The organism is Neorhizobium sp. SHOUNA12A (assembly GCF_023006505.1).
In the GTDB taxonomy this organism is placed as follows: Bacteria; Pseudomonadota; Alphaproteobacteria; order Rhizobiales; family Rhizobiaceae; genus Neorhizobium.
Genome location: NZ_JALBGV010000049.1, coordinates 1 through 13589 on the forward strand (window position 1 = coordinate 1; position 13589 = coordinate 13589).

The 13589-nt window shown below is 59.7% G+C and carries 13 protein-coding genes and 1 tRNA gene; 7 read left to right on the plus strand and 7 right to left on the minus strand.

The window, feature by feature from the left end; all coding sequences use genetic code 11:
* A partial coding sequence (locus MOV63_RS20390) for an HlyD family secretion protein (protein WP_247036298.1) occupies positions 1 to 606 on the minus strand: 606 nt, incomplete at its 3' end.
* 140 nt (positions 607 to 746) lie between these two features.
* A complete protein-coding gene (locus tag MOV63_RS20395) occupies positions 747 to 1208 on the minus strand; it encodes an NUDIX domain-containing protein (RefSeq protein WP_247036299.1) in 462 nt (153 codons plus the stop codon).
* 178 nt (positions 1209 to 1386) lie between these two features.
* On the opposite strand from MOV63_RS20395, the gene MOV63_RS20400 reads away from it, so the two are divergent.
* The gene (locus MOV63_RS20400) at positions 1387 to 2214 is read left to right on the plus strand and encodes a universal stress protein (RefSeq protein WP_247036300.1); all 828 of its coding nucleotides are present in this window, start codon (positions 1387 to 1389) and stop codon (positions 2212 to 2214) included.
* Between the two features lie 343 nt (positions 2215 to 2557).
* On the opposite strand, the gene MOV63_RS20405 is transcribed toward MOV63_RS20400, so the two are convergent.
* The 4 genes from MOV63_RS20405 to MOV63_RS20420 form a co-directional block, all read right to left on the minus strand.
* Positions 2558 to 3307: a GntR family transcriptional regulator gene (locus tag MOV63_RS20405; RefSeq protein WP_247036301.1), complete on the minus strand. Its 750-nt coding sequence runs from the start codon at positions 3305 to 3307 to the stop codon at positions 2558 to 2560.
* A gap of 146 nt (positions 3308 to 3453) precedes the next feature.
* Positions 3454 to 4584, minus strand: a complete 1131-nt coding sequence (locus MOV63_RS20410; RefSeq protein WP_247036303.1) for a sugar phosphate isomerase/epimerase family protein — start codon at positions 4582 to 4584, stop codon at positions 3454 to 3456.
* An 82-nt stretch (positions 4585 to 4666) separates the two neighbouring features.
* Entirely contained in the window at positions 4667 to 5539 is an 873-nt protein-coding gene (locus MOV63_RS20415; RefSeq protein WP_247036304.1) for an amino acid ABC transporter permease, read from the minus strand.
* Positions 5540 to 5543: 4 nt separating this feature from the next.
* A complete protein-coding gene (locus tag MOV63_RS20420; protein WP_247036312.1) occupies positions 5544 to 6476 on the minus strand; it encodes an ABC transporter substrate-binding protein in 933 nt (310 codons plus the stop codon).
* 629 nt (positions 6477 to 7105) lie between these two features.
* Here MOV63_RS20420 and MOV63_RS20425 point away from each other — a divergent pair.
* Genes MOV63_RS20425 through MOV63_RS20450 form a run of 6 tightly spaced genes read left to right on the plus strand, consistent with a single transcriptional unit; the run spans position 7106 to position 13083 of the window.
* Entirely contained in the window at positions 7106 to 8218 is a 1113-nt protein-coding gene (locus MOV63_RS20425) for an ABC transporter ATP-binding protein (RefSeq protein ID WP_405029359.1), read from the plus strand.
* Positions 8219 to 8269: 51 nt separating this feature from the next.
* Positions 8270 to 9310, plus strand: a complete 1041-nt coding sequence (locus tag MOV63_RS20430; protein WP_247036316.1) for an extracellular solute-binding protein — start codon at positions 8270 to 8272, stop codon at positions 9308 to 9310.
* A gap of 9 nt (positions 9311 to 9319) precedes the next feature.
* Positions 9320 to 10147, plus strand: coding sequence for an ABC transporter permease (locus MOV63_RS20435; RefSeq protein ID WP_247036375.1), 828 nt, complete (start codon positions 9320 to 9322; stop codon positions 10145 to 10147).
* A complete protein-coding gene (locus tag MOV63_RS20440) occupies positions 10140 to 10961 on the plus strand; it encodes an ABC transporter permease (protein ID WP_247036318.1) in 822 nt (273 codons plus the stop codon). The genes MOV63_RS20435 and MOV63_RS20440 overlap by 8 nt, the downstream gene beginning before the upstream one ends.
* Positions 10962 to 10992: 31 nt before the next feature.
* Complete coding sequence (locus MOV63_RS20445) at positions 10993 to 12417, plus strand: Xaa-Pro peptidase family protein (protein ID WP_247036320.1); 1425 nt, start codon at positions 10993 to 10995, stop codon at positions 12415 to 12417.
* Positions 12418 to 12420: 3 nt separating this feature from the next.
* Positions 12421 to 13083, plus strand: a complete 663-nt coding sequence (locus MOV63_RS20450; RefSeq protein WP_247036322.1) for a flavin reductase family protein — start codon at positions 12421 to 12423, stop codon at positions 13081 to 13083.
* 195 nt (positions 13084 to 13278) lie between these two features.
* On the opposite strand, the gene MOV63_RS20455 is transcribed toward MOV63_RS20450, so the two are convergent.
* A tRNA-Gln gene (locus tag MOV63_RS20455) sits at positions 13279 to 13352 on the minus strand.
* Positions 13353 to 13589: the final 237 nt, after the last annotated feature.

Here is a 13589-nt window from a genome sequence, read left to right on the forward strand (position 1 = left end):
AGTCGCCTGCACGGCCTCGACCGAGGCCTCGGCATCCACGACCTGAGACTGCGCCGCACCGATCGCCGCATCGGTCGCCGCAAGGTTGGCTTTGGCCGCCGCGACTGTCGCCACGCCCCCCTCGACCCTGGCGCGGTCGTCGTCCAGCAACTGTTCGGACACCGATCCGCTGCGGCTCATCTGCTCGCTGCGGGCCAGCCGCTTGCGAGCCGATTGCAGCTGGACCTCGTTCTGGGAGACTGTTGCGGCCGCAGCTTCCTTTTCCGCCTGGCGCTGGACGACGAGGCTTTTTGCGGTTTCGATGGCGATCTTCGCCCTTGCAAGCTGGGCCTCCGCTTCCCGCTTCTGGGCGACGAGCTGTTCGATATCCATGCGGGCGACGATCGCGCCGGCTTTGACGAAGTTGCCTTCCTTCACCAGAATATCGGAAAGGCGTCCCGCGGTTCTCGCCGCGACATCGATTTCGACCGCCTCGATGCGGCCGTTTCCACTGGCAATTCCCTGCATGGCTCGCTCGGCCCGAAGGTCCTGCTGATACCGCCAGCCGAAATAACCGGCGGCACCTACGACTGCGACAATGATGGCGGCTTTTGCGATACGGTTCAAAGGGAGGCTCCATGAACGCTGATGTCAGGCAGTTCTCGTATCTGTCCATCACGGGCTTTGCGGTGATCTAAGTCAAGCCGTGGAGGGGTTTCGCCGGCGCCCGGCACTTCGACATGCAAAGCCGGATTTGGGCTCCTGCTTTATGGCTGTCGTCGTGCCGCGAAATCGACGAGGATCGGCTGCTGCCCCTTCAATATCTTGCGCTCCGCCTCGTCGAGGCTGAACCAGCCGGCCCGGTCGACTTCCGGAAACTCCTTCATCAGCCCCGATTTCGGCGGCCACTCGATCCGGAACGTGTTGCTGACGATCTTCTCGACGTCGATATCGGCCTCGATCGACCAGGCGAGCACCCGCTTGCCGCCCGGCTGGCGGTATTCGCCGAGCCATTCGAAGTTGCCGTTAATTCTCGCTCCTACCTCCTCGAAAACCTCTCGTTTCGCGGCCACCAGTTCGTCTTCTCCTTCATCGACAAGGCCCTTGGGAATGGACCAGGCTCCTTCGTCCTTGCGTGCCCAGAACGGTCCGCCGGGATGAACCAGAAACACTTGCCGATCTCCGGCGGCGTGGCGGAATATCAAAAGACCTGCGCTGCGTTTCGGCATGGCGAGAGCTTTCATCGTGGAGGCAGAAGCGGGGTTTATGATCCTAGTCGATCCTCAGATAGTGCGCAGCAATCTGAAATTCCGCTTTTCGGTTGACGAAGATCATGGCTCGGGCCGGTGCCGGTTCTAGGCTTTCCTTCCATAGGCCAATCAAGGCGTTATGCAGAGGAGACAGACAATGTCATTCAAGACAGTGCTCGCGATGATCGGCAATACGGATCCAACTGCTGATCTCGCCCGTGCCATGGAGACCGCGATCGAACTCGAAGCGCATCTTTCCGTCGTGGTCATCGGCCTCGCGGTTCCGGCAACCATGGGTGATTTTCCGGCCGGCACGGTGTGGCTCGACCAGCGGGACGAGGACTTGAGATTGCTCGACGGCATCCGGAAACAGGCGGCAGCCGCCTGCACGACGAATGGTCTGTCGTTCGACATCGACGTCATCTACTCTGAAGGCGTTTTCGTAGGCGAGGAAATTCATCGCCGCGCACTTTATGCCGATGTGCTGGTGATCGGAGACGGCGTGCGCGGCGATAGCGTTCTCACCCGGAAAATCGTCGACGGCGGCGTGTTCGAAGCGGGCCGCCCCCTTCTTCTGGCGCCGAAGAACCTCAGGACGACCCTGAAGCCACGGCGGGTTCTGCTCGCCAATTCCCGCACCGAGGCGGCTCGGGCCGCACGCGAGGCCCTGGAGATGATGACCTGGGCCGAGGAGGTGCATGTCGTGCTGGTCGATCCGGACAGTTCCTACTGGGTCAGCGGCGGCGAACCCGGCGCCGACGTCGCTGCCTATCTCGCCCGACACGGGATAAATGTCGTCGTCGAACAACTGGCAAGCGGCGGCCGGCCAGTGGAAGACGTGCTCGAACGGCACGCGCTCGAGATCAACGCCGACCTCATCGTCATGGGCGCCTACGGACATTCCCGCCTGCGGGAGCGGGTATTCGGCGGCGTGACCGCTTCGATCCTGGAGAAAAGCAAGCTGCCGGTGCTGATTGCCCGGTAAAACCCGGACACGATTTGCCCTGCCTCCCACCCATCGGCGGGGGCAGGATTATTTAGGTCTGCATCTTGCGGCAAACGGGAAAGCGGACAGGCCCTGAGCGCGTCGACCGATCCCAATCGCCGCCAGCGCCGGAAAAGCTATGGGAATTTTAAAGGGAGATTGGCTGGATATCCTGGATTCTCACATAATTTCAAATGGTTAGTTGAGGAGCCGCGAAATTCCCTCTGTTTTCCTGTCGCGAGCGACCGTGGATACCACCTTTGCGCCCTGGCTATGGGCATCAGTCAACAGGACGGGAGAGCGGCAATAATTTCCGCTCGGACGGGTGTTGACGTCACCCGGTTTAGGAAAAGTTCTCCAGCACAGCCATGAACGTATGCCGGTCACCCTGGCCCTCAGTGAGCCGCACACGGCCTTCGATGTCAGCAAGATGATGGTCCATCAACTGCTGCGCCTTCATTAGGTCCTTGGCTTTCAGCGCGGTCACGATCAGACGATGGTGATCGGCGCCGCAGTCGTCCTGCTTCTCTTCCTCGTAGAGGGCCATCACGAGCGAGAGGCGGGCAACGATCTTCGACAGCATTTCGGTCATGACCGCGTTGCCGCCGAGTTCGGCAAGTACGATGTGAAACTTGCCGGAAAGGACAGTCTTCGATTTCTCGTCGCCGTGATGATGGATATGTTCTTCCTCGTCCGCCAGCTTTTCGAGAGCGTCCAGCTGCTCCGCTTCGGCGCGGTTCATGACCAGTTCGAGGATGACGTGCTCCAGCTTCCGGCGTGATTCGAAAAGAGCCCTGGCTTCTTCGATCCCAGGTTCTGCGACGAAAGTGCCGCGATTTTTCTTTCGCTCCAGAAGATGGTCGCTCTCCAGCACGCCGAGGGCTCCTCGGACGACCGTCCTGCTGACACCGAAATGTTCGGCGATTGCATCCTCCAGAATCTTGGTTCCCGGCTTCAGCGCGCCTTCACCGATTGCGGTGCCAAGCGTTGTCCGGATGCGCTCTGAAACATCGTCGTTGTTGGTCTCAGTGGTTTCCGCTGCGCTATGCGCTTTCGGTACTGCCTTGGCGCTTTGACGGCGCGTCCTTTTCATTTCCTGCTCCAAATGCCCTTACGGCAGCATTATTATTTCCATGAGAATATTCCTGCGTATATGCCGATCTCGACAAAAAGCCAGACTTTCCCATGATTTTAAAGGGCATCGGCAGCGCATGCCGCCGATGCTGACGGACCGGTCGTTCAGGCCGCCTGCCGCTTTGTCGCCGGCGAAGAAAGGGAGATGCCGTTTTCGGCGCAAATGCTTTCGACATAGCGAGCCGAGTCCTTGATGAAGATCACAGATTCCTTGTAGCCGTAGGACGGCCTCTCATAGGTGGGGTAGCCGTACTGGCTGGCTTCGTACGCTTCCCAATCCGGAATTTCACCAGATGTGACGCGCTTCTCATAGGCGTCCACCATAGCAATATAAGCATCCAGCTCTTCGGCGTTGAGATCCGGGTGGCCGGCGCGCCAGATCGGATCGTCGATCTGGATGCACTGGCGCGGATTGGCTTTTCGGGGCTTGTCTTCGACGGATGCGGCAACTTCCAGCGAAAAATTCAGATCTGGGTTCGCTCTTGCGAGGATGGGAAGGATCGAGCCGAAATCGACGATGCCGCCGCCGACCGGGCGGGTCTGGAAATCGAAGCCACCGGGTGCCCGCCCGACATAGGCGTCCTTGATGTGGGTCTGGCGGACATAAGGCGCGACGCGTTTTGCGGCAAAGACCGGATGTTCTGCGCGCTGCAGACCGTTGGCCGTGTCGAAGACCACGCCCACGCAATCCTCACCGATCTTTTCGATCAGCCGAAGAATTTCGAAGGAGGTGATCTCGTCATGGGTCTCCATGTTGAGGTGAGCGCCGTTGGCGCGGGCGACAGGTGCCAGCTTCAGCAGAACCTTTTCGATGGCGAACAACTGCTCTTCCCAGGTGACGTCGGTCCGGAACCGGTCGTTCGCCAACCTGCCACGATATTCGGATTTGAAATTGCCGGGCGATACCCAGAGTTCACGGCAGCCGATAGCGGCGCCCGCTTCGATCATCCGGGTGAAGCCAAGAATGATGTCGCCGTCGCCGATTGCCCGGAACTCCGGCGCCTCGGCGCTGCAATAGGGATTGATCTTGCCGACGCCGCTTTCGAGATAAAGGCCGAGTTCATCGGCCTTCGCCCTGATGTCGCGCAGTTCGACTTTGTCCAGCGTCGGGCTCATATCGAGAACCGTGGTGAAGAAAAGACCGCCGAGACCGAGTTCCCTGACATGGTCGAGGCTTGCAAGCGGCCCGCGCTTTACAGCTTCGGGAAGTTTCTGTGCATCAATGCCGAGTTTCATGGTTTGCTCCTTGGGATTTCCTGATCGGATACGCTGCGCTGGCGATCCTTGCTTGGTTGGGTTGAACGATGCCGGCGACCTGTCAGGCCCGTTGCCGGGTCTCCTTTTGCGAGCCGCCAGACGGGCCTTTGGGCACGAGTTGCTGTTCCAGGAAATGCTGGCCGATCGAGGCGACCGTGGTGATCGCGAGATACCAGAGCGATGCAACGCACAGCAGTTCGATGACCAGAAAGTTGCGCGCATAGATCGCCTGCGCCTGGGTCAGCAGGTCCTGCATGCCGATGACGGAGACGATGGCACTGGCCTTCAGCATGCCGATGGCCTGGTTGCCGGTCGGTGGAACGACGAGGCGGACCGCCTGCGGCAGAACGACCGTCCGCAAGGTTTGCAATGGCCGCAAGCCGAGGGACGATGCCGCTTCACGCTGTCCACGATCCACCGCCGTCAGGCCGCCGCGAATGATCTCGCTCATATTGGCGGCCTCGTGCAGACCGAGCGCCAGGAACCCGGCGACCGCGGGAGTGACCAGATCGTTGATCGATATCGTATAGGCGCCAAGACCAACCTCGGGGATAAAAAGTGCGATGTTGAACCAGAAGAAGATCTGGACGATCAGCGGCACGCCCCGAAACCACCAGACGAAGCCGACGGCCATGGTTTTCAGCACGATATTCTGGCTGGTGGCCATGATGGCCACGATGCAGCCGACGGCAATCCCGGCCACCATCGCGCCTGCCGTCAGTTGGAGCGTCAGGACGACGCCGCCCAGGATCATCGGATCGATCATGAAGCGAGGGATTTCGCTCCATTGAACGCTCTGGCTACGGCCGACGATCATCATAAGGAGAGCCAGCGCGAGGATCGCGCTGGTGCCGGTCGTGATTTGCCCCCACCGTATCGGCTTGCCGACGGGAGGTGCCATGACGATGCTGACGGGTTGAGCAAAAAGGGACATGGGCTCAATCCACCGGCATGCTGGCGGCGTCGTTGACCTTGACCGTCTTCACGGCGAGCGGACCAAGGCTCCATTTTTTCATGATGGTTTCATAGGCGCCGCTATCGACCATGTGCTGAAGGCTCGCCACGACCGTGTCGCGAAGCTGTGGGTTGTCCTTCGATACCAGCATGCCGAGATATCCGACTGCGAGGCGGACATCCGGAAGAGCCTGCAGGCCGACGCCTCTGCCGGTCTGGTTTGTCGTGGTGTAGACGCTCGTGGCATAACCGTTGACGGTCGCATCGGCGCGGCCGGTGCGCACTGCCTGCAATACGTCGGGCATTTTCGGGATGGACATGATCTCGATCGGCGTGGCGCACTTGGCAGACGCGGCCTCCACCATGCGCCCCTGGAAAGTGCCGACCGGCACGGCGACCTTCTTGCCGCAGAGATCCGCCATGCTCTTGATGCCGAGCGGGTTGTCCTTGATGGTCATGATCGTGGTCGCATCATACATGTAGTCGATCACGTCCACCTGCTTTTCCAGTTCCGGATCATCGTTGATGCCGGAGACGGTCATGTCGAAACGCTTCGACAGGATTGCAGGGACGATCGCTGCCCCAGCGCCGACGTCAGTCATCTGCACGTCGATGCCGAGAACAACGCCGAGGGCCGCGGCGATATCGGCATCGATGCCGATCAGCTTTCCATCCTCTGCGCGGAAGCTGATCGGCGGGGTGAGGTCGGTTGCGACCTTGAGGACCTTCGATGCCTTGATGGCAGGCGGCAGGCCGTCTGCCAGTTTTTGGTTGAAGGCCACGCCCGGCAACTTCACCACGTCCGCCTCCGGCACCATCTTGACTGCCGGACCTTCGGCTGCCTGTGCCGACAGGGAGAGCAAGGTTGCGAATGTGCCGGCAAGTCCGCTTCGCAGAATTCCGTTGATGCTGTTCATGGGATCCCCTTTCGTTGTTTTGCTGTGTTTGAATTCTCGGGGATTTTGAAGCAATCGCCGTGCCAAGTTGACGGAATGACTCCTAAGCTATTGGGAATGAAGCCAGATATTCATCACATAGATATTCGCATGTTATTTCGAAACTAGGTTCGATAATTAACACGAATGTAGATGCATAAAATCTCATCGGGCTCAACGTTGCTGTCATGGGAAAACGCCGCCTCAAATCCAATTTAGCTCCAATTGTAGGGATATTTTCCTAATCTTGAAGACAAAATCTCTGCAATGGGCGCGTTTCCGATAAAAAGTGGCGTGAATTCTCCCCGCCGGCTACCAGGTCTCTGCTCAAGAACTAAACTATCGAGGCCAAATTATATGCAGCAGTACTGATTTATTCAGATACAAAAATCTGTGATAATAAACTTGCGAATTTAATCTCGTAAAAAATAACATATTTAAAACATCACCTTGCTTCGATTCTTCAGGTGACAGTTTGGAACTGGCACGGTGCTTGCAATTCGATGGGCATGAACCAGACCCTGACCAGATTTTTTAGCCAACGACATATCCGCTTAGCTCCCGGTCGCTACTCGCGTCCCATCGTTGCGGCAGATCATGGGGGAATTTGCATGCCTCATATTGCGAACTCAATTGAAGGAAAGCAGCTCAGTGTCAAAGACCTCACGCACAGTTATGGCGGACAGAATGCCGTCAGCGATGTGTCCTTTGAGGTCAACGCTGGAGAAATCGTCGCACTCCTCGGGCCAAGCGGCTGCGGCAAATCTACGGTGCTCCGGGCTATCGCAGGCTTGATCCACCCAAAGTCTGGCCGAATGGTGCTCGGTGGGGCCGACCTCGCCAACATATCTGCCCGAGCTCGCGGCATCGGCATGGTCTTCCAGAATTATGCGCTGTTCCCGCATCTGACCGTGGCCGAGAACATCGCCTATCCACTCGCCTGCCAGCAGGTTCCGCGCACTGAGCGAAAGGCGCGCGTCGAGGAAATGTTGTCCCTCGTTCGTCTCAACGGTTACGGCAATCGGCTTCCACGCGAACTGTCGGGCGGCCAGCAGCAGCGTGTCGCGGTTGCCCGCGCCATAGCAGGACGCCCTTCGCTGCTTCTGCTCGACGAGCCGTTCGGCGCACTGGACCGGGCGCTTCGCTTCGACCTGCAGGTCGAACTTCTGCATCTTCAGAAAACGCTCGGGATCACAACGCTGATCGTCACCCACGACCAGGAAGAAGCCCAGAGCCTGGCAAACCGTCTTGTCCTGATGAGCAAGGGTAATGTCGAGCAGATCGATACGCCGATGGCCGTCTATGACCGGCCCAACACGCTGTTCGTCAACACCTTCATCGGGCAGGCCAATATTCTCCACGGAATTGTCGCGCGTCTGGATACTGAAGCCACGCTGATCTGCTTGCCGAGTGGCAAAACCCTCCAGTTGCCGCGCCGCCTGAATTTCACCGCCGGATCGAAGGTCACCGTCACCTTCCGGCCGGAGGAGGTTCGGCTGACAAGCCAGCCAGGCGAAAATTCGCTTGCGGCACGCGTGACCGTATCCGTGCCGCTCGGCCCGACGCTGGTCCACGACCTCGTTCTCGACGACGGCACTAATCTGCGTGCGTCCGAGGTGCGCGGCCCTTCGACCTTCGTTCCCGAAACCGGGACGCAGATTTTTGCCGAGATCGACACCGCACGAGCCCATGTCTTTCCGGGCGAACCGGAAGTCTCCCAGTGAATGAAGCCAGTGAATGAAAGCCGTCAATCAACAACCAACAGAGGTGATCGCATGACCAACTTCAATATGACTCGTCGTAATTTTGGCCTGCTCGCTGCCGGTGCGGCCGCAGCCGCAACCATGCCGTTTTCCGCCCGCGCCGCCGGCGGCAGTGTCGTCGCCGCAACCTTCCCCGGCAACTGGGAAGATGGCTACCGCACGGTCCTGACGCCGCTCGTCAGGCAAGCCGGTTTCGATCTGACGGTCGCCCCGGCACTGGCGCAGGACCAACTCGCCAAGGTGATGGCGAGCCCCGGCAACCCGCCTTACGACACGCTGCTGATGTCGCCCGGCCAGATGGCGACCGCCATCGACAACGACCTGATCCAGAAGATCGATCCGAGCAAGCTCAAGAACTGGAGCATGCTCGACCCGGCCTTCCAGGGCGAGTATGGCCCGACCGTGACAATCGAAGTCAACGGCATCGCCTACAATCCTGATCTCGTGCCTGCCCCCAAGGGCTATCGCGACCTGTTCGAAAACCCAGCCTACAAGGGTAAGGTATCCTGGACCGGCTTCGGCTCGAATACCGGCGTCATGGCCTATAGCCAGATCGCCAAGATCTTCGGGACCAGTACCACGGACATGGATGCCGTCTTCAAGCTGTTCAAGGACAATCCGGAGCAGATCAAGGGCGTCGTCGCCAGCACCAACCACCAGATGACGCTCTTCCAGCAGGGCGAGATCGCGGTCTTCATGTGCTCCACCGGCAATGTCGCCCGCCTGAAGAGCCTTGGCCTCAAGGCCGAGTTCGTCCAGCCGGAAACCGGCTCTCCCGCAGCCCCGGTCAACATCCACCTGACCAAGGGTTCGAAAAACGTCGAGGCCGCCTATGCCTACATGGATGCAGCCATCTCCAAGGCGGCACAGGACAAGCTGAAGATGCCGCCGCAGGAGATGTTCCCGACCAACAAGAACGTCTCCCTCACGCCGGGCATTGAGGCCTTCGTCAAGCGCGACCAGCTTGCCAACATGGTCTATCCGGACTGGGCTTCGATCAACAAGAACCGTGCGGAATGGATACGCAAGTTCGACGCCCTCGTTGCTGGTTGAGGTGACATGATGAAGGCGAGCGGCTTCCCATACGTTATCCCGATGCTCCTGTTGTCGGTGGCGTTCTTTGCGACGCCGCTCGCCGTTCTCATTGGGTTCAGTTTCACCGGCCCGGACGGACTGACACTCAGCAATTACGGACGGTTCCTAGGCGATGCGTTCAATTATCGCGTGCTGATGAATACTGCAAAACTCGGTCTGCAAACCGTGGCGAGCACGACTCTTCTCGGCATTCCGATCGCGCTCCTTTACTGGCACAGCGGCAAGACTGCGCGTCAAGTCATCATCTTTCTGACGCTTATTCCCATGCTGACCAGCAACGTGGTGCGAACCTTTGCTTGGATCGTCATCCTCGGGCGGCAGGGGCCGATCAGCGAGACCTTCGTGGCCCTCGGTCTTGCAGGACAACCGTTCTCTCTGATGTCCACCGAACTCGGGCTGGTGCTGGCCATGTGCCAGATCGATCTGCCCCTTATCATCCTGCCGCTGATCGCGATCCTGTCGCGGACCCCCGTCCAATTCACGGAGGCAGCGCAGGTCTCCGGGGCCGGACCCTGGCGGATCTTCGTGACGGTGCTGCTACCGATGATGCTGCCGGGCCTGCTGGCGGGGTGGATCCTGGTCTTTGCGAGTACCAGCAGTTCCTTCGTGACGCAGGCAGTCATCGGCGGCGCCCGCAATGTATATGTCCCACAATTGATCTATCGCGAGGTCGGCACGCTGTTCGACTGGTCCATGGCATCGGCGATTGCTGTCGTCTTGCTGCTCTCGACCGGAATTCTGCTGGTCGCAATGACCATGATTTCCCGTCACAGGAGGCTCGTTGGCCATGCATAACAAGCGTGAAAACCCTATCCCCGCTTTCCTCTATAAGGCATTTGTCTTCGGCTTCGGTGGCCTCAGCCTGATCTATCTGGTCGCCCCGATCATCATCGCGATCACCATGTCGTTTACGTCAGGACAGAGCCTGAAATACCCGCCGCAGGGCTTCTCGATCCGCTGGTACGAGGCCTTGTTCGACCCGATCCGTTCAGGAACCGAGCACATTGCGGCCGGAAACTCGTTGAAGATTGCCGCTCTCGCGGTTCTAGGGTCCCTGCTGTTTGCGGTTCCCGCCACCATCGGCATGGCGCGGATGAAACGCAGCACCGTGAGTTCCATCGAACCTCTTCTGCTCGCGCCGCTCGTCCTGCCGAGCCTGGTCTACGGTCTCGCGGCACTGATCGTCGCCAACTTCGTCGGCTTCCAGCCTTCGCTCTGGCTGACAGTGACCGGCCATGTGGTCGTCTTCGGACCGCTGATGTACAGAGCCGCATCCGTTGTAGCCCAGGGGATCAATCCATCGCTGGCGGAGGCTTCGACGGTGATGGGGGCGAGGTGGTTCACGACGCTGAGGCGCGTAACCTTGCCGCTGTTGCTGCCGGGCATTCTTGCCGGTGCGTTTCTCGTCTTCATCCAGTCGCTCGACAACGTGTCCGTCTCGCTCTTTCTCGCCGATGCCCGCACGACTGTGCTGCCGCTCAGAATGTTCGCTCTCATCGAAGAGTCGCTCGACGTCCGCGTTGCCGCGATGTCGGGAGTTCTGATCGCTCTCACGCTCGTGGTGCTGCTTGTCGCAAGACGGGTGCTGGCACCGCAGAAGCAGGCCTGACCTATTTTTAGAATTCTGGAAGGAATACCCAATGAACATGCGTGCAACCAAGGCGGGCTCTTATCGTGTCGGATCGCTGCTCGCCGATTTCCAGCCGGACTTCGATTTTGCAGCGCCGCTGCCTCTGCCGGTCGAGGAATTCGAGGATCGCCTGCGCCGCATTCGCCGTCAGGCGGTCGAAGCGGGGCATGACGCGCTGATCGTGCACACCGGCGGTGTCGGCTGGTTCCACACGTCGAACCACTATCTCCGCTATATCTGCGACTGGATGCGCGAAGGCGTGCTGATCATCCCGACAGACACCGACAAGCCGCTGACGCTTCTGTCCTTCTTCACCCAGTCCGTGCTGCTGCCGCCGGGCGGTGAACCGGTGCTGGTCGAGGATATCTGGCAGATTGGCCCGATCGGCCGCGAATATGCCGATCGTCCGGGCGACAGCGTGATCAAGACTGCCGAGAAATGCGCCGAACTGCTGGCCAGCCTCGGGCTCGCAAAGGCCCAGATCGGCCGGATCGGCGACCGTACCTCGCTGACATTCTGGGCGGCGCTCGACGAATTCATGCCAAAGAGCAAGTTCATCGCCGACAACGCCATTCTCGACCGGATGCAGAAGGTGCGTTCACCGCGCGAGATCGAGATGTTCCGGGCTGCCGCCCAACTGGTCAGCATCGCGACCCAGGCAGCCTATCACGTCGCCAGACCTGGCGTCACCGACCACGAGATCTATGCCGCCTTCACGCAGGCCCAGCTATCCTTCGGCGGTGAGACCGGCGACGGCTACCAGATCGGTGTCAACGAATTCGGCACCCATTGCGGCAAACCCTATGGCCATGTCGTGCGTCCGGGCGACCTGATCAATCTCTATGTCTCCAACATCACCTACCGCGGCTACACGGCCCAGACCGCCCGCATGATCGCAATCGGTGAGATTACCAAGCGGCAGGAGGAGGTGCTCGCCGTCTGCACGGAAGGCGTCAAGCGCGCCGAAAAACTGATCCGGCCGGGCGCTCTGATGCGCGATGCCAACAATGCCGCCTTCGAGCCGATGATTGAGCGTGGCATGTTGACCTCCCCGGAAGCCCGCACCATGCCCTATAACTGGGCGCCGATGGATGACGGCAGCGCGCGCCTTATCCCGCGTCAGTACGTCAAGAACATCGACTGGGAGGCCCAGGGCCGCAAGCTCATGCATGTCTATCCGGCGACGGAAGGCCCGCATAACCCCAATCTCGGCCATTCCGTCGGCATGGCTGGCAGCCAAAACAGTTTCAACATCTCCTCCCACAACTACGACCGGATGGAAGAAGGCATGGTGTTCGTGATGCACGCCCAGTGGCTGGAACCGCTCTCCGCCGGCTGCAATGTCGGCGACATGTATGTCGTCACCAAAGACGGGTTCGAGAAGCTCTCCCGCCACACCCCGCTTGAAACCCATCGTATCGCTGCCGAGGCCTGACACATGACCGACCATACTCATTTCGACTTCGCCGAGCTCAATGAGCGGGAACGCTACAAGCTTCTGATCGGCACCGTGATCCCGCGCCCCATCGCTCTGGTGACGACGGTCAGCAGGCAAGGGCAGCCCAACGCCGGGCCGTTCAGCTTCTTCAATGTGCTGACCCACGATCCGGCCATCGTCGCCATCGGCGTCGAGAACTATTCGGACATGCGCTTCAAGGACACAGCGCGCAACATCCGCGAGACCGGAGAGTTCACGGTCCACATCTGCGACAACGCGCTGGTCGACCAGATGGAGGTCTGCGCCATCAAGTTCGGCCCCGAGGTCGACGAGATGGAGGAGGCGGGCCTTGCGACCGTCCCCGGCCAGATGGTGCGCAGCCCGCGCATTCTCGCGGCACCGGCAGCGCTCGAATGCCGTCGCCACACGACCCTGCAGGTCGGGCCGGCGCGGGAAATCATTTTAGGGGAGGTTCTCGGCGTCTATGTCCGAAGCGATGCCGTCAACCCGTCGAACCTGCATATCGACCAGCAGCTCATGGACGCGGTGGGTCGCATGGGCGGGCACACCTATGCCCGGACCCGCGACCAATTCGACATCAAGACACTGACCCCGCAGGAATGGGAAAGCAAGAAAGATGGCGCGAAGGCGGCGGCGGAGTAAGCGCGTTTATCCGCTTCCTCCGCGTGATCTGTGCCTTCTTATGGTCCGAACAATAAGGGCTGAGTAGAAGCCGGCGGCCGGGAGCGACGCCGCCGCGCGATTTCGCGCGTGGACATCACCTGTGGGCACCAGTTCTGGGCATCAGGTCGCCAATGATGCCAAAACGATATCCGGAAAGGGAATTTTAGAAAGAATTGGCTGGGGAACCTGGATTCGAACCAAGATTAACGGAGTCAGAGTCCGTCGTTCTACCGTTGAACTATTCCCCAGCAGGGCGCGCCGGTGAATGCCCGGGCCGGTGTGCGGCGCTTATAAACAAAAGCGGGCAGATTGCAAATACCGATTTCGAAAAAAATCGATGCCGTCGAAGCTTTCTCACCGCCGCTGCGGAAAAGCTGGAAAGCTGCCCGCTGACACGTCCCTGACGTGGGCGGCAAAAAGCCGTTGGCGAAATCGCCCCCGCCTGTTATCTTCGCACCAACGAAACAATCAGACGCCAGCGGCAT